12 protein-coding genes and 1 other annotated feature are annotated in these 17,879 nt (G+C 38.2%); of the genes, 1 reads left to right on the top strand and 11 read right to left on the bottom strand.

Annotated features, from left to right (window positions below; translation table 11 throughout):
- Position 1 precedes the first annotated feature (1 nt).
- Positions 2-811: an ATP-grasp domain-containing protein gene (locus FEU33_RS04005; protein ID WP_146548130.1), complete on the top strand. Its 810-nt coding sequence runs from the start codon at positions 2-4 to the stop codon at positions 809-811.
- A 664-nt stretch (positions 812-1,475) separates the two neighbouring features.
- Here the strand turns inward: FEU33_RS04005 and FEU33_RS04000 are convergent.
- The 11 genes from FEU33_RS04000 to clpX all read right to left on the bottom strand — a co-directional run bounded on the left by FEU33_RS04000 (position 1,476) and on the right by clpX (position 17,837).
- Positions 1,476-4,103: a valine--tRNA ligase gene (locus tag FEU33_RS04000; protein WP_244951035.1), complete on the bottom strand. Its 2,628-nt coding sequence runs from the start codon at positions 4,101-4,103 to the stop codon at positions 1,476-1,478.
- A gap of 249 nt (positions 4,104-4,352) precedes the next feature.
- Positions 4,353-4,571 (bottom strand) — a binding site (T-box leader).
- 375 nt (positions 4,572-4,946) lie between these two features.
- Positions 4,947-5,522, bottom strand: coding sequence for a hypothetical protein (locus tag FEU33_RS03990; RefSeq protein ID WP_146548127.1), 576 nt, complete (start codon positions 5,520-5,522; stop codon positions 4,947-4,949).
- A 468-nt stretch (positions 5,523-5,990) separates the two neighbouring features.
- The gene (gene hemL / locus FEU33_RS03985) at positions 5,991-7,283 is read right to left on the bottom strand and encodes a glutamate-1-semialdehyde 2,1-aminomutase (protein WP_146548126.1); all 1,293 of its coding nucleotides are present in this window, start codon (positions 7,281-7,283) and stop codon (positions 5,991-5,993) included.
- 3 nt (positions 7,284-7,286) lie between these two features.
- On the bottom strand, positions 7,287-8,270 hold the full coding sequence (gene hemB, locus FEU33_RS03980; RefSeq protein WP_146548125.1) for a porphobilinogen synthase: 984 nt from the start codon (positions 8,268-8,270) through the stop codon (positions 7,287-7,289).
- Positions 8,251-9,030, bottom strand: coding sequence for a uroporphyrinogen-III synthase (locus tag FEU33_RS03975; RefSeq protein WP_146548124.1), 780 nt, complete (start codon positions 9,028-9,030; stop codon positions 8,251-8,253). Before FEU33_RS03975 ends, hemB begins: the two co-directional genes overlap by 20 nt.
- Positions 9,020-9,952: a hydroxymethylbilane synthase gene (gene hemC, locus FEU33_RS03970; protein ID WP_146548123.1), complete on the bottom strand. Its 933-nt coding sequence runs from the start codon at positions 9,950-9,952 to the stop codon at positions 9,020-9,022. The genes FEU33_RS03975 and hemC overlap by 11 nt, the downstream gene beginning before the upstream one ends.
- A 19-nt stretch (positions 9,953-9,971) precedes the next feature.
- Entirely contained in the window at positions 9,972-10,802 is an 831-nt protein-coding gene (ccsA, locus tag FEU33_RS03965; RefSeq protein WP_146548122.1) for a cytochrome c biogenesis protein CcsA, read from the bottom strand.
- 98 nt (positions 10,803-10,900) lie between these two features.
- A complete protein-coding gene (gene hemA, locus FEU33_RS03960; RefSeq protein WP_146548121.1) occupies positions 10,901-12,265 on the bottom strand; it encodes a glutamyl-tRNA reductase in 1,365 nt (454 codons plus the stop codon).
- A gap of 758 nt (positions 12,266-13,023) precedes the next feature.
- Positions 13,024-13,605, bottom strand: a complete 582-nt coding sequence (gene yihA, locus FEU33_RS03955; RefSeq protein ID WP_146548120.1) for a ribosome biogenesis GTP-binding protein YihA/YsxC — start codon at positions 13,603-13,605, stop codon at positions 13,024-13,026.
- Positions 13,602-15,929: an endopeptidase La gene (gene lon, locus FEU33_RS03950; protein ID WP_146548119.1), complete on the bottom strand. Its 2,328-nt coding sequence runs from the start codon at positions 15,927-15,929 to the stop codon at positions 13,602-13,604. The genes yihA and lon overlap by 4 nt, the downstream gene beginning before the upstream one ends.
- Before the next feature lie 639 nt (positions 15,930-16,568).
- Positions 16,569-17,837 carry an ATP-dependent protease ATP-binding subunit ClpX gene (gene clpX, locus FEU33_RS03945; RefSeq protein ID WP_146548118.1) on the bottom strand — a complete coding sequence of 423 codons (1,269 nt, stop codon included), beginning with the start codon at positions 17,835-17,837 and terminating at the stop codon, positions 16,569-16,571.
- Positions 17,838-17,879 lie beyond the last annotated feature (42 nt).

The following is a 17,879-nucleotide window of genomic DNA, read 5'->3' as shown; positions in this document are numbered from 1 at the left end:
GATGAAACATGCTTATCTCATATATGAACAACAGGATGTAGAGAAAAATAAGTATTTTATCAAGGAAATGATTGAAACGGCTAAAAAGTATGACATAGCACTTTCATTCATCACTGATGATGAAGTAGATGGACAATTGCAGTTTGAAAACTATACAATCGATCCATTATCATTTGTCTGGAATCGTACACGCAATCCTCAAATAGCCAAAAAGTTGGAGCAAGCAGGCATTAAAGTTTTCAATAATTCATTTGTCAATAGCATTGCGAATAATAAAAAAAGGACTCTACAATTTGGAAAATTACATGGCATTCCTTCTGTCCCTATTTTGTCGGAAGACCCAATCAATCAATTTCCAGTTATCATCAAAACCGTTGATGGACATGGCGGCAAAGAGGTAGCATTATGCTCGGATGAAAATGAATTAAAAAAATATCAGCATATATGGAGCAATCGCCAAACGATTATCCAACCCTATATCGAAACAAAAGCTACGGATGTTCGTGTATGGGTGCTTGGCTCAACCATCATCGGCGCTGTCAAACGCATGGGCAGTCACGATTTCCGCTCCAACTATACTCTAGGAGGAACAATCGAAAAATATCCATTAAATGCTCTTCAACGACAACAGGTTCTTCAGCTACAAAAAGCATTGAAAAGCGATTACATCGGCATCGACTTTTTACTATTACCAAACGGCGACTGGCTTTTAAATGAAATCGAGGATCCGGTTGGCGCCAGATCTTTTTATCAATTATATAACGAAGAATTACCTACATTGATTATGGAATATTTTGCAGAAAATTTATAGTTATCATCATACTGATTTGGTTGGTTAAAGATAAAGAATTCGTTTAGAAGAGTTTTAAATGGGACCTTGCATTTTTATTTTCCATGGGTCGGCTGGCTTCTCCATGGATGGAATTCGTTCTTCCGTGGATTGTGGCCTTTCTTCCGTGGATGGGACCTCTCCTTCCGTGGATAGAACTCCTTCTTCCGTGGATGGGACCCTTTCTTCCGTGGATGGGACCTCTCCTTCCGTGGATAGAACTCTTGCTTCCGTGGATGGGACCTTCCTCCGTGGATAGAACCCCTCCTTCCGTGGATGGGACCTTCCTCCGTGGATAGAACCCCTCCTTCCATGGATGGGACCCTTTCTTCCGTGGATGGGACCTCTCCTTCCGTGGATAGAACTCCTTCTTCCGTGGATGGAACCTCCCTCTTCTATAAATCGAGTCTCCTTTTCGGTGAATGAAATCCAAACTTTTTGAGATAAAGCCTATTTATTTATCGACAAATGAAGTCTTCTCTTCCATAAAAAAATCGTCGAAGTCCATTCATAAAGACTTCGACGATTTTATTGATCTCGCATTAATCGGGGGAAATCCCCATTTCTAAAGACGTGTAATTCTGCTCGATTGCTTTCGCTGACACCTATTGAAAATCTCTACAATAAGCGTAGTCCCACTTTCAAATTACATGTTTTTCAATTCGGTAATGCGTTTTTCAACAGTTGCAAATTTTTCAAGATAGTCTGCTTCTTTTGCACGTTCTGCAGCAACGACTGCTTCTGGAGCTTTGGAAACAAAGCGTTCATTACTTAGTTTGCCTTGAACACGTTTTACTTCCTTATCCCATTTTTCAAGTTCATGCGTCAAACGTTCAATTTCCGCTGTTACATCGATTAAACCTTCAAGTGGTAAAAATAATTCAGCACCTGATACGACAGCTGACATCGTTTTCACCGTAGGTTGTGAATTTTCACTTAATGTAAGTGTTTCAGGATTACAGAATTTTTCGATATACGCTTTATTAGCCTCTAAAACTGCAAGTGTTACTTGATCTTTAGCAGAAATATACATTGGCACTTTTTTACTCATTGGCGTATTTACTTCTGCACGAATATTCCGTACTGCACGGATGATATCCATCAATAATTTCATGTCTTGTGATTGTTGATCGAAAATATATTCTTGTTTTACTACAGGCCATGAAGCTTGAGTGATTGATACACCATCATGAGGCAAGTTTTGCCAAATTTCTTCTGTCATAAATGGCATCAATGGATGTAATAGACGCATTGTATTGTCTAGAACATAAGCAAGTACAGAACGAGTCGTTTTCTTGGCTGCTTCATCTTCACCGTAAAGCGGCAGTTTGGCCATTTCAATGTACCAGTCACAGAAATCGTCCCAGATAAAGTTGTGTAGATGACGACCAACTTCACCGAATTCATACTTATCGGCAAGTCGAGTTACTTCTTCAATTGTTTCATTTAAACGTGTCAAAACCCATTTATCCGCAACTGATTTTTCACCTGAAAGATCGATTTCTTCGTATTTTAAGCCATCCATATTCATCAATGCAAAACGAGATGCATTCCATATTTTGTTAGCAAAGTTCCAAACAGCTTCTACTTTTTCAGTGGTGTAACGTAAATCTTGACCTGGAGATGAACCAGTTGCCAAGAAGTAACGCAATGAATCTGCACCGTATTTTTCGATAACATCCATTGGATCGACACCATTGCCAAGGGATTTAGACATTTTACGTCCTTCACCATCACGTACTAATCCATGAATGAGTACATCTTTGAAAGGACGTTCCCCTGTAAACTCAAGGCCTTGGAAAATCATACGGGATACCCAGAAGAAAATAATATCATAACCTGTTACTAAAGCGTCTGTTGGATAGTAGCGTTTAAAATCGGCTGCTTCTGTATCAGGCCATCCCATTGTAGAAAAAGGCCATAATGCAGATGAAAACCAAGTATCTAGTACGTCCTCATCGCGCGTCCAGTTTTCTTCATCAGCTGGTGCTTCTTTTCCTACGTAAATTTCACCTGTTTCTTTATGATACCAAGCTGGAATTTGGTGCCCCCACCATAATTGACGAGAAATACACCAATCATGAACATTTTCCATCCAGCGAGAATACGTGTTTTCAAAACGGTTTGGTACAAAGTTTACTTTTTCTGTTTCTTTTTGTTGAAGCGCTAATGCCGCTTTTGCAAGAGGCTCCATTTTAACAAACCATTGTGCGGATAGATAAGGTTCTACAACAACACCCGTGCGCTCAGAGTGACCAACAGAGTGCATATATGGTTCGATGCGGATCAATACACCCATTTCTTGTAGATCTTTGACGATTTGTTTACGACATTCAAAACGATCCATACCTTGATATTTGCCAGCGTTTTCGTTCATCGTACCGTCTTCGTTCATCACGATAATCCGTTCTAAATTGTGGCGATTCCCTACTTCAAAGTCATTAGGGTCATGCGCAGGAGTCATTTTAACAACACCTGTACCGAATTCCATATCGACATAATCATCTGCTACAATCGGAAGCTCCCGACCTACGATTGGAAGAATAGCTGTTTTACCAACTAAATGTGCATAGCGTTCATCTTTTGGATTGACAGCGATACCTGTATCACCAAGCATGGTTTCTGGACGTGTTGTAGCGATTTCAAGTTTGCCAGAACCATCAGCCAAAGGATATTCCATATGATAGAATGCCCCTTCGATATCTTTATAAATAACTTCAATATCAGATAGGGCTGTTTTGGCTTGTGGGTCCCAGTTGATAATACGTTCACCACGATAAATTAAACCTTTTTCATATAATTTGACGAATACTTCTTTTACTGCATCAGAAAGACCTTTATCAAGGGTGAAGCGTTCACGAGAATAATCAAGAGCTAAACCTAATTTCGCCCATTGCTGACGAATTGTACCCGCGTATTCTTCTTTCCATTGCCATGTTTTTTCGAGGAATTTTTCGCGGCCTAGGTCATAACGAGAAACGCCTTCTTCACGGAGTTTTGCTTCTACCTTTGCTTGTGTTGCAATACCTGCATGGTCCATCCCTGGTAACCAAAGAGCATCATAGCCTTGCATGCGTTTCATACGGATTAAGATATCTTGTAGTGTCGTATCCCAGGCGTGACCTAAATGTAATTTACCAGTTACATTTGGTGGTGGAATAACAATAGAATATGGTTGTTTTCCACTTTCAGGTTGTGCTTTAAAAAATTCGCCTTTCAGCCACCAATCATAGCGACCTTGTTCAATCGACTGTGGATCGTATTTTGTAGGCATTGATGTATTTTGTTCAGTCAATCGTATGACCTCCTTTGAATATCTTGTTATTCCATAAAGTGAAGCTTCCATCAGTGGGAATTTTCTTCATTCCCACTGGTGTATGAGCTGAACCAATTGGACCTTTATAGGTGGTGGACCTCCATTCTTCCTGCTTGTGATTAAAGTCTTGAAACAGGAAATCTTACTGTCCGTTAATACAGGACAAAGTAATCGGGGGAGAAGATAAATAAAAAACCTTCACCCTAAACAAAGGGCGAAGGTTCTATTCGCGGTACCACCTTAATTTCAGCCAATATGAGCTGACACTTCATCGGATAACGGCTTTATCACACCGGTTTCTGCTACTTCATTTGTTCACAGAAACTGCTCCAGGGCTACCTTCAAACGTCTACTTGAGAAACTCGCACCAACCGTTTCCTCTCTAACAAGTAGGAGCGTTCTACTCCTCCCCTTCTTCGCATATATATAGCTATCTTTATTTTACCGAATACGACATTATTTTTCAAGTTTTTCAATACATCATTTCATCACCATTATTCGATCTACAAGTTATTTGATTTCCTACAGATGAAATAATATTTATAACTTTAACGACAAAAACCCATTCCTAGCAACATATACTACTAGGAATGGATTTTTCATTTCAAAAAGAAAGGAGATTCAATAATGAAAAGAGGACGTTACAATCCTTATTTACTTCCCCCTTGGTTACGTAAGACAAGATTTTACTGCAGAAATATCATCTTACCTTTATCCTGTTTTCAATTCATACGGGTCATTATTGTCCCAACGACTTTAGATGTTGTCCTCCTCTTAATCTTTATATTACTTTGGTATTTATTATTTACCGATATCATTTAATGGAATCTCAACCGTTGTATAATGTTCTTCTAAATCCCATAAAAATTCACTTAAGATAGATTCTTCCGAATTTAATTCTATAGGAGTTTCTAAAAGATCAGCTGAAGCTGTACTTTCAGTAGATTGTACTAAGATCTCTGGTTGCTCCTTTTTCACTTCATCATAGTGACAATCTACTTGATAGTTAACGTGGCAAATTCCATCGTCTTGTAATTCCACCTTAACATCTCGCGCATCCAATTGAATAGATGACTGCACCACTTCCTTTGGTAGACTCACATCAAAAGCAATCGCATATTCAAAATATCCTTTGTCGTCTCGCCATTCCACATCGTCTATTAATGTACAATCATTTGATAATTGTTTCGCTCTTTCCTTTTCTTTATCAAATTCTAAATAAGCCGATACATGATAAATTCCGGAAACTTGGAGCGATAAATCATCTATTTGTTGTTCCCAACGTGGAACCACTTTAATCTCTTCTGTTTTTACTGGGCGGCCATACGCTTCAGGAAAAATAAATGACTCATTTATTTCCCAGGTAATGTTTGACACTCCGACATCCCTCCTCTATCTTCATGTATATGCAGAAAAAATTTTAAAAAGAACTTCTACTAAGAGGGAATTTGTCCGAGTGCTATTTTATTATTGAAGTTATTTTAAAATATCATTACAGCGTGTTGATGGGGGAAAATGAGGATGAATATTTGATGTAATCCTAAAAAACTCTATATCTTATAGATAGAATGAGATCATCAACACACCTAATACTCTCATTTAATTTCTTATTATAAAGAAAACTTTACACAGTGTGATCTTCTTGATCCTTCCCCACCGCGCATAAGCTGCTAAACTGAAAAAACACAGAACGCTCGTTTAGGGCATTCTGTGTTTTCATTGTTTTCATTTATCAAAAGACAAACCCAAACTAAACTCCTTTTTCAAAAACAGAAAATTTAATTTTGCTTCTGTCCCTTGTTGTGCTTAAGTAAACTCAAACCTTTTCCAAATATCCGTTATGATCTATCTAGCCAATTTCTTGAATACCTTTTGGAACGCTTCTACCGTTTTAGCAATATGTTCTTCTGTATGTGCTGTTGAGAAGAATACACATTCGAATTGAGATGGTGGAAGGAAGATTCCTTCTTCAGCCATTAATGCATAGTAATCTGCGAATAATTGCAAATCAGCCGTTTTAGCTGTTTCAAAGTTGATCACTTTTTCGTTTGTTAAGAAGTAGCCAATCATAGAACCTACTCGGTTTACAGTATGAGGAATATTATATGTTTCAGCTGCTTCACGGAAACCAGCTTCTAATTGGTCCCCCAATTTTTTGAAGTATTCATATGATGCTGGTGTTACATGATTCAATGTTTCAAGACCGGCAGCCATTGCTAATGGATTACCAGAAAGTGTACCGGCCTGATAAATCGGACCAGCTGGTGCCACATGTTCCATAATTTCACGACGACCACCGAAAGCGCCCACTGGAAGACCACCACCGATTACCTTTCCTAAGCATGTAAGATCTGGTGTAATCCCAAGGTAGCCTTGTGCACAGTTAAAACCTACACGGAAACCTGTCATCACTTCATCAAAGATCAATAGTGAACCAGCCTTTGTCGTAATATCTCGTAAACCCTCTAAGAAACCTGGTAGTGGAGGAACACAGCCCATATTACCTGCAACTGGTTCTACAATAATAGCTGCAATATCTTCACCATATTTGTCAAACACTTGTTGTACAGCTGCTAAATCATTGTAAGGAACTGTTAAAGTATTTTGAGCAATCCCCATCGGAACCCCAGGACTGTCAGGTAAACCAAGTGTTGCAACACCTGAACCTGCTTTGATCAGCAAAGAATCACCATGACCGTGATAAGAGCCTTCGAATTTAAGGATTTTATCACGTCCTGTATAGCCACGTGCTACACGAATCGCACTCATTGTGGCTTCAGTACCTGATGAAACCATACGTACCATTTCCACTGATGGTACACGTTTGATCACTTCTTTTGCTAATTCGTTTTCGACAACAGTAGATGCCCCAAAGCTTGTACCTGTTTCTGCTACTCGTTTGATAGCCGCTACAACATCCGGATGAGTATGACCAATGATAAGTGGTCCCCATGATAATACATAATCTATATAGTCATTGCCATCTACATCTGTAATGATAGCCCCATGGCCTTTTTCCATTACGATAGGATCCATGTTTACGGCATTAAATGCACGAACAGGACTGTTGACCCCACCTGGCATTAAATTGATTGCTTCAGCAAATGCTGCTTTTGATTTTTCATGTGAACGAGTCATTGCTTATTTTTCCTCCATCCATCGAATTGCATCTTTTGCATGATAAGTAATGATTAAATCTGCTCCTGCGCGTTTCATACCTGTTAATGTTTCGAGAACAACTTGCTTTTCATCGATCCAGCCATTCTGTGCCGCCGCTTTCACCATTGCATATTCACCACTTACATTATAGGCAACGATCGGTAAATCATAGTTGTTACGAACATCACGAACAATATCTAGGTAAGCTAATGCCGGTTTGACGATTAAGAAATCTGCTCCTTCTTCTACATCGCTTGTAGCTTCACGCATAGCTTCATAACGATTTGACGGATCCATTTGATATGTTTTACGGTCGCCAAATTTAGGCGCTCCATCTGCCGCATCACGGAATGGACCGTAGTATGCAGATGCATATTTCACAGCATAAGACATAATTGGAACATCTTCAAAGCCAGCTTCATCTAATCCTTTACGGATCGCAGCCACAAAGCCATCCATCATATTAGAAGGCGCAATAATATCTGCTCCGGCTTGTGCTTGTGACACAGCTGTTTTTGCAAGGATATCTAATGAAGGATCATTTAAAATTTTATGATCTTCTGATACGACTCCGCAATGACCATGGGAAGTAAATTCACATAGGCAAGTATCTGCGACAACAACAATATCAGGATAATCTTTTTTGATCAATCGAGTTGCTTCTTGAACAATCCCATGATCATGGAAAGCTTGTGTTCCCACTTCATCTTTTTCAGCAGGAAGCCCAAAAAGGATCACAGATGGAATACCTAAAGATACAACTTCATCCATTTCCTCACCTAAACGGTCTAGTGAAAATTGATAAACTCCTGGCATTGAAGGTACAGGATTTTTAATATTTTCTCCATCAATTACAAAAATAGGATAGATGAAATCTTCTTTGTGTAAATGTGTTTCTTTCACCATTGCACGCATCGTTGCAGATTGGCGTAAACGTCGATGTCTTTTAAAATTCAAGTCTGTCATGATTCAAGTTCCCTTCTTTAGCCAGTTCTTCAATAATGGCCATCATTGTATATTTTTCTGGTTTTACATCTACCTGAGCACCCACATGTTGTAGTGCCCTTTCCGTTACATGGCCGATTGCTGCGATTTGAAAACCTTTCCACCCTGTTGTAGGCGCTATATGCTTTGCAAAAACATCTACTGCAGATGGACTTGCAAAGATCACAGTAACAGGTGCTGATTGTTCGACCAATTTTTTCATCGCAGAAACATGTTCAGTCGTTTGAATGGTCTCGTAAACCGTCCATTCCTCTACCGGAAAAGGTAAACCCTCTTTTATAGTAGCTTTTGCTAAACTACCTTTCAAGAATAGACAACTTTTTAATGGTCCCACATGATTGGGGAATTCTTTCACGAAAATATCTGCACTATATGTAGAAGGCATAAAATCGATTGTAAATCCTAGTTTTTGAAGTGCTTGTGCTGTTTTCTCTCCAACTACGGCAATTTTCGCCCTACAATTTTCTTTTGCTTTGTTCAATCGTTTTAGTTTATTTGAAAATGCTCGTACTGCATTTTGACTGGTGAAAATCAGCCATTCGCTACTGAAGGCACGGTGCAACATTATACTATCTTCAGATGTCTCGATTTCATGAACAGTAATAAGCGGTAAGTAATGTACTGTACCGCCTAAAGCTGTTATTTTGGAAAACACTGAATCCATCATTTTCGTACCAGTTAGCACAATTTGTCGTCCTTGTAATGGCAAATTACTTGGCATCTTGCTCAGCCTTCACTTTTTGTATCAATTCATAAGCGCCTTGTTCTGTAAGCTTAGCTGCGACTTCTTTTCCTGCTAAGGATGCATCCTCTGAAGTGAATGCTTCTTTATAGAAAACAGAAGCATCGGGTGCTGCTACTAAACCATTGAAGCAAACTGTTCCTTTCGTATAACGAGCAAACCCCGCGATTGGCACTTGGCAACCGCCATCCATTGCTGCTAAGAATGCACGTTCAGCTTGTGCTTCTTTCCAAGTTGCTTGATCTGTTAGTTTCGCAAGCTCTGCTAGCAATTCTTCATCGTCTCCACGGCATTCGATTCCGAGCGAACCTTGACCAACAGCTGGCATACAAATATCAGTCGATAAATATTCTGTAACGACTTCATCATTCCAGCCTAGACGTTTTAAACCTGCCGCCGCTAAAATAATCGCATCGTATTCATCCGTTTCTAATTTTGCCAAACGCGTATCTACATTACCACGAATCCATTTGATTTCTAGATCGGGACGAGCAAGTAACAATTGAGCACTACGACGTAAACTACTTGTACCGACAACCGCACCCTTAGGAAGATCCGCAAATTTTACATGCCCCTTAGAAATAAATGCATCACGTGGATCTTCACGTTTGGGGATACAGCCAATAACAAGTCCTTCTGGAAGTACTGCTGGCATATCCTTCATGCTATGAACAGCAAAGTCGATTTCTTTATCATATAACTCTTGTTCGATTTCTTTTACGAATAGGCCTTTCCCACCAACTTTGGATAATTGAACATCCAGGATTTTATCACCTTTTGTAACAATCTCCTTCACTTCAAATTCAAATGGTGCACCTGCTTGTTTTAACTGCTCGATAAACCAATTCGTTTGCGTCAAAGCAAGTTTGCTCCTTCTTGAACCTACAATAATTTTACGCACTTACAATCCAACCTTTCTCTCAATTCCAAAAGTGAAAACTTGATAAACGACTTCCTAAAAAGAAGTTGATAATAATGATCAAAAATGCATAGACATGTGTCCAAGCATACATGGTAGTATGTAGTTTTCCCTTTCGATATCCAAATAAAATCAAACAATAAATTAATAGGGATATAAAAGAACCTATAATTTTAGCATCAAAAATGGAAAAATGATCAAATGATGCAAAGCCCCATTGCAATCCTAATATTAAACTAATAAGTAAAAATGGAATACCTGTTAATAATGCACTCGACATTCCTTTTTGAGCTTGGTCCAAAGAAGGTAATCTTGTCCATTGTTTTGTCCATTTCTTTTTCTTAAGTACATTATAAAGGATTAAGTACAATGTGGAGAAAACAAATGACAAAGAAAATGCTACATATGACAATATTGCGAACGTTATATGAATAATAAGCAACTCAGAAATAAGTGAATCTCCTACCGGCGACTGTGCAATCTGATTTGGCGCGAATGTATGAATGGAAATAAAGATAAAACCAATCACATTCAGAAAAAATACCGGTAGATCGACACGATATAAGCAATGCAACAATATCGAAATTGTTACTAATAACCACGCATAAAAATAAATGCCTTCAAATAAAGATAATATTGGAAAACGATGTGTTTCTGTAATATAAAGTCCTAAAAATACAGACTGCATCACCCAAACAATTGACACTAACCAGAAAGCAATCCGATGAGCCTTCGCGTCTTTATTGAGATAATCTATAAAATAAAAGACAAGACTGATTGCATATAAGACGGTCATTGCTTCATGCAGCCTTGCCATTGTCAAATCAGCCATAACCGACTCCTTTTCAATAATTGTTTCTTAAAAGAAAAAAGCGTCCTCGCACCTATCAGTTTACCACATAGATACGAAAACGCCTTCTAAAAAGTCCTCTAATATGACAATTTAGCATCAGTTGTTTGTGCTTCTAATACTAATTTTTGCATGCGTTCTTTTTCATGAAGTTGTTGTCTTTGAGCTTCTTCTTCAACTTCTTCTTCAATCCCAAAAATTTGTTGGAATAACGCGAGTTGCTCTTTCGATTTTTGAGAGCCAGCCATTTCTTTTGCTTGTAAAATTGGTTCTTTTAACAATTGATTGATGATCGATTTCGTATGCTTATTTAATACCTTTTTTTCTCGTTCTGTTAAATCAGGCATTTTATTTTCAATACTTTGCATTGTTTCTGATTGAATACGAGCAGCTTTTTGACGAAGTGCTGCAATAACAGGAACTACGCCTAAAGTAGACATCCAATCTTTGAATTCATCGATCTCAGTATCGATCATAGATGTAATTTGTTCAGCCGCACGTTGACGTTCAGCAAGATTTGCTTCGACAATCCCATGTAAATCATCGATATCATATAGGAAAACATTTGGTAGATCGCCGATTCGTGGATCTAAATCACGTGGAACAGCAATATCCACCATGAATATTGGTTTTCCTTTACGCAAACGTTCTACAAATTGCATCAAGTCATAATCAATGACATACTCTGTCGCACCGGTTGAACTGATTAAAATATCTGCTTCTAATAGTACACATTGTAGCTCGCGCATAGACTTTGCCGTACCGTGGAATTTTTCAGCTAGCGTTTCAGCCTTTGAGAATGTACGATTGATAACGGTTACTTTTCCAACACCGCTTCCGTATAAATTTTCAGCAGCCAATTCACCCATTTTTCCAGCGCCTAATATGGCAATATGCTTGTTAGACAATGATCCAAATATTTTCTTTGCAAGTTCCACAGCAGCGTAAGAAACAGAAACTGCATTTTCACCAATAGCCGTTTCGCCATGGGCACGTTTGGCAAAGGTAATAGCTTGTTTAAATAATTTATTATACACAGTACCAGTCGTACCAATTTCTTGAGCCTTTAAAAAGCTACCTTTGACCTGTCCTAAAATTTGAGTTTCACCTAACACCATTGAGTCAATTCCTGAAGAAACTTTGAATAGATGCATAATTGAGCTATCTTCTTCACGAATATATAAATGCGATTCAAAAGTGCTGACTGGAACTTTAAACCAATCCGCTAAAAATTGTTTGATATAATAACGCCCTGTATGCAATTGATCGACAACTGCATAAATTTCAGTACGGTTACATGTTGAAACGATTACATTTTCTAATATACTTTTTCGACTTTGTAATGCTCTCATCGCTTCGGGAAGTTCTTCTTCCATAAAGGAGAATTTTTCGCGAATTTCGACGGGCGCTGTTTTATAATTCAAGCCTACTATGATGGTATGCATGAAATTATACACCTCTCACGTTCTAATTGACGATTTCTATTATAGCATAAATATCGCTTCATCCCATTTGCAATTATGAACAGGATATGACATAAAATCGACTTTTTTCTTTTATTATTGCTCTTTAGAATTATTATAATCTATATTTTATCAAATCATACCCCTAAGCACAATATTGTTGCACTTATATTGAAATTTCTGATATTGAATATCCTTTTCAATATTTTATGCATTTGAGCCCATTTCATAAACCTCTTTTTATTTTAAAACTTCTTTTCAACTTTGCAATTGATTTTCACTATAAGTAAGCGTTTTCTGCAAGTAATGTCAAATAGGTGAAGGACTTTAAAAAAAGATCTGACAAATCGTTTCTGTGAGCGTTTGTGTACACTCGCTGAATCGGAATTCAAATTGCATTCATCTCACCCTATAGAGAGATGGATCGTTTTCTGTACCTGCTGTTTCCGCTTTCGGTACAAAAAACATCTATACCTGCCGCTTCGCTTTTCTCGCATAAAAGATTGCTAAATCAAGATAAAAGAGTCAAGAAAATGTATGTTGGAACATTCCTGGCTCCTTTTTGTTAGCTGAAACAATATTCTACTTTTATATCTGTATGAACAGGCAGTACCTCTCTTCTCCTTTAGATTCAAGCAACCTGTAGAGGTTATAGGGATACTGCCTGTAATACCGACTAGTTCTACTGACACCCATTGGAGATGAAGCCCTAATGAGTGAAGCTTCACTTTATGTAGTCATTACATTCTTTTCTCAATCTCTTCCCAAGCTTCCTCCACTCCCATTCCCAGTTCAGCTGAAAATAAGATGAGTGGATCACTTGGGTCCATATCGAGTACGTCTTTGACTATTTTTTTATGTTTGGCATAGTTTCCTTTTTTAATCTTATCTGCTTTTGTCGCTATGACGATCGTTGGAATATTGTAATGTTTTAAAAAGTCATACATCATACAATCATCATCCGTTGGTTCATGGCGAATATCGACGATTTGTACGACCGCTTTTAACACACTTCGTCCTGTTAAATATTGCTCGATCATTTTGCCCCATGCTGCACGTTCAGATTTTGATACTTTCGCATAGCCATATCCGGGGACGTCCACAAAAAATAATTGTTCTTCGATTTTATAGAAGTTTAAAGTTTGTGTTTTTCCTGGCTTTGAAGATATACGAGCCATACTCTTTCGGCCAATCATTCGATTTATAAAAGAAGATTTACCGACATTAGAACGACCTGCTAGAGCGAACTCTGGCAGACCGTCATCCGGGTATTGAGATGGTCGAACAGCACTGATGACTATCTCTACATTATGAACTTTCATGAAATCCCTCCGTCTAATGCTAATTCCAATACTTCATCCGCATTTGACACGAGCTTAAATGTGAGTCCCTTACGAACACTTTCTGGAATATCATCAATATCACGTTCATTGTCTTTTGGTAAAATAATGGTTGTTAATCCTGCGCGATGAGCTCCTAGTGATTTTTCTTTTAAACCGCCAATCGGTAGAACGCGCCCACGTAAAGTAACTTCTCCAGTCATTCCTATTTCACGTCGAATTGGACGTTTAGTAATAGCAGAAGTAATGGCCGTCACCATTGTCACCCCAGCTGAAGGTCCATCTTTTGGTACAGCCCCTTCTGGGACATGGATATGAATATCATGTGTATCAAAGAAATCATCCTTCACACCCAATTCATCTGATTTTGAACGCACATAAGATAATGCTGTTTGGGCAGATTCTTTCATGACATCTCCTAACTTACCAGTCAATTGAATCTTCCCTTTTCCTGGAGTAAGTGAAACTTCGATCTGAAGCGTATCGCCACCAACAACGGTATAGGCTAAACCTGTTGCAACACCGATTTGGTTTTCTGTTTCAGCTTGTCCATGATGGAATCGATGCTTTCCAAGAAACTCCTCTAAATTTTTCGAAGTCATCACCACTCGCTTTTTATCACCTGAAACAATCTTTTTGGCTGCTTTTCGGCATAGTGAAGCAACTTGACGTTCTAAGCCTCGAACACCTGCTTCTCGAGTATAATAACGAATCAAGTCAAGCACTGCATCATCACGAATTTGTAATTGAGATTTGGATAAACCGTTTTCTTTCATTTGTTTTGGAATTAAGTGTTTTTTCGTAATTTCTTGTTTTTCGACTTCTGTGTAACCAGCAATTGAGATAATTTCCATACGATCTCTTAAAGGGCCTGGGATCGTGCTTAAATCATTTGCTGTTGCAATAAACATTACATTGGATAAATCATATGTTTCCTCAATGTAATGATCGCTAAACGTACTGTTTTGGTTAGGATCTAATACTTCTAACATGGCTGCAGAAGGATCACCACGAAAATCATTCGACATCTTATCAATCTCATCCAGTAAGAAAACAGGATTGATCGTACCTGCTTTTTTCATACCTTGGATAATACGCCCTGGCATTGCGCCAACATACGTTCTTCTGTGACCACGGATTTCGGATTCATCACGCACTCCACCAAGTGAAATCCGAACAAATTTCCTATTCAAAGACTCCGCGATTGACTTAGCTAAAGATGTTTTTCCCACTCCTGGTGGTCCAACTAAACAAAGGATTGGTCCCCGCAAAGAATTGGTTAATTGTTGGACAGATAGATATTCTAAAATCCGTTCTTTTACTTCTTCTAATCCTTCATGATCACGATTTAGAATTTTTTCTGCCACATGAATATCACGACGATCTTTCGTTGCCGTACGCCATGGTATAGAAAGAAGCCAATCCAAATAATTTCGAATAACGCCACTTTCTGCAGAAGCAATTGGTATTTTCTCGTAACGTCCTAATTCTTTTAACGCGACATTCATCGTATCTTCTGGCATATCCGAAGTCTCAATACGTTTTTTTAGTGCTGCCACTTCAGCTTGTTTGCCTTCACGATCGCCTAATTCTTCTTGAATAGCTTTCATCTGCTCACGCAAATAAAATTCTTTTTGCGTTTTTTCCATTGCACGCTTTACTTTCGTATTAATCTTCTGTTCAAGATTTAATACTTCTTGCTCGTCATGTAGGCGCTGAATTAAGATTTTAATCCTCTCTTTGACATCTATGGCACGAAGGATTTCTTGTTTTCCTTGCATTTTTAATGGCAAATAGGATGCGATTGTATCAGCAAAACGTCCCGGTTCTTCAATATCTGCAACTGTTTCATAAGATTCGTTTGAAATTTTACTAGAGGCTTTAGAATATTTTTCAAAATACGATAATAATGTTCGCATCAATGCCTCTGTTTCAATATCTACATCTTTTGAATCCACTAAATTTTCTAAGTTAGCAGACATATAATCATCATGTTCTAAACATTTCTTTATTTTTGCACGATTGAGACCTTCTACAAGTACTCGCACTGTACCATTTGGTAATTTCAACATTTGCTTGACATAGGCAACTGTTCCCACTTCATATAAATCCTCTTCAACAGGATTTTCGACACTCATTACTTTTTGTGTGACAAGAAAGATCAAATTATCATCTGCCATCGCTTTTTCCAATGCAACAATAGAGCGTTCACGACCTACATCAATATGTAATAATATCGTTGGGTAAACGAGTAACCCTCTAAGTGGTAAAAGTGGTATGTCCTTCGTTCTTGTTACTTCTGTCATACGAGTGAACACCTCCAAGTGATTTCAAAATATCTTATCATAGTATCTTTTGAACATTGTTATTTACACAATAAGTATGTTACAGAATGCTCTTTTCATGCACAGTAAAAGTTTATTAAAGCAACTCGTTCTGCCTTTAATAAAGCTTAATTAATACCGTCGATATTTCATCAGTTTTATTACAAATAGACGTTTCACAAAAGAATGGATAAAGTGAAACTCCATCAGTGGGGGCTTTCTTCATCCCCACTGAAATAGAGGAACTCAGGTTAAAAGCACCACGTCCTGTGGCAACACCTGAGTGACCAACATCCTGTTGGCCCGAACCAATCGGACTTTTACAGGTAGTTGATCCCCCATCTCTCTCTCATTTCTCTCTAAATCTTAAGATGGGGATCTTACTGCCCGTTAAAGCGGGATAAAATTTTCTCATTCTGGTAACGTTTGAAAGCACAACAATCATTATAGAACAACGATTTGATTGATTAAATTGATTTTTCTTTCGTTTTATGAATGGAGTGGCGTCCCTAGAGTCTCGTTTCTTAAAACGCTTCGTGCAGGTTGTTAATACGGTATAAAAAAATGGCACCGAACAAGTGCTGATTGGCACTTGTTCGAAGCCAGCTTTTCAATCAGTTCTTATGCAGACGTTTTTTTGTTGCCTGGCTCTAACTCTGTACCATCTTGTAAAAGAAGTTTCGGCCGAGCTTTTTCTGTAACTGTTTCCTTTGTAATAATACATTTTGCAATATCATCACGAGAAGGTAACTCGAACATGACATCCAGCATAATATTCTCGATAATGGAACGCAAGCCACGTGCACCCGTTTTACGTTCGATCGCTTCTTTTGCGATTTCATATAGTGCATTTTTATCAAATTCGAGCTCAACATTATCAAGTTCTAACATTTTTTCGTATTGCTTTGTCAATGCATTTTTTGGTTCTGTTAGAATTTGGACAAGTGCGTCCTCATCTAATTGTTCTAGACTAGCCAATACTGGTAAACGACCAATAAATTCAGGGATCAAACCGAATTTAAGCAGATCCTCTGGGATTAAATGCTTCATCAAATCTTTTTCATCCATATTATGTTTGGTGTTATCGGATCCAAAACCGATCACTTTCTCACCCATACGACGCTTGATGATGGACTCGATTCCATCAAAAGCACCACCTACGATGAATAAGATATTCGTCGTATCAATTTGGATAAATTCTTGATGTGGATGTTTGCGGCCGCCTTGTGGTGGAACGCTTGCAGTCGTACCTTCAAGAATTTTCAATAGGGCTTGTTGAACCCCTTCACCAGATACGTCACGCGTAATAGATGGGTTTTCAGATTTACGAGCTACTTTGTCAATTTCATCGATGTAAATAATTCCTTTTTCAGCACGTTCAATATCATAATCAGCTGCTTGTATCAGTTTAAGTAAGATATTCTCAACATCTTCTCCAACATAACCTGCTTCTGTTAATGATGTAGCATCCGCAATAGCAAATGGCACATTGATAATGCGTGCTAAAGTTTGCGCTAATAATGTTTTGCCGCTACCAGTTGGTCCGATTAATACAATATTAGATTTTGACAACTCAACATCATCAATTTTACTATTTGAGTTTATGCGTTTGTAGTGATTGTATACAGCTACAGATAACGCTTTTTTCGCACGCTCTTGACCGATGACATAATCATCCAAAATGTCTAGTATTTCTTTTGGCTTTGGTATGTCTTTTAGCTCAACTTCCTCTTCAGTACCAAGTTCTTCAACTACAATTTCAGAACAAAGCTCAATACATTCATCACAAATATATACTCCAGGTCCTGCAACCAGTTTGCGAACTTGTTCTTGCGGTTTGCCACAGAATGAGCATTTTAAATTACCTTTTTCATCATTAAATTTGAACAATTATTTCACCCCTACTCAAGCAACAATGTTACAAGATTCTAT

Source organism: Rummeliibacillus suwonensis (assembly GCF_007896435.1).
In the GTDB taxonomy this organism is placed as follows: domain Bacteria; phylum Bacillota; class Bacilli; order Bacillales_A; family Planococcaceae; genus Rummeliibacillus; species Rummeliibacillus suwonensis.
The sequence above is the reverse complement of the archived record's forward strand: the minus strand, read 5'-3'. Positions and strand labels throughout refer to the sequence as shown.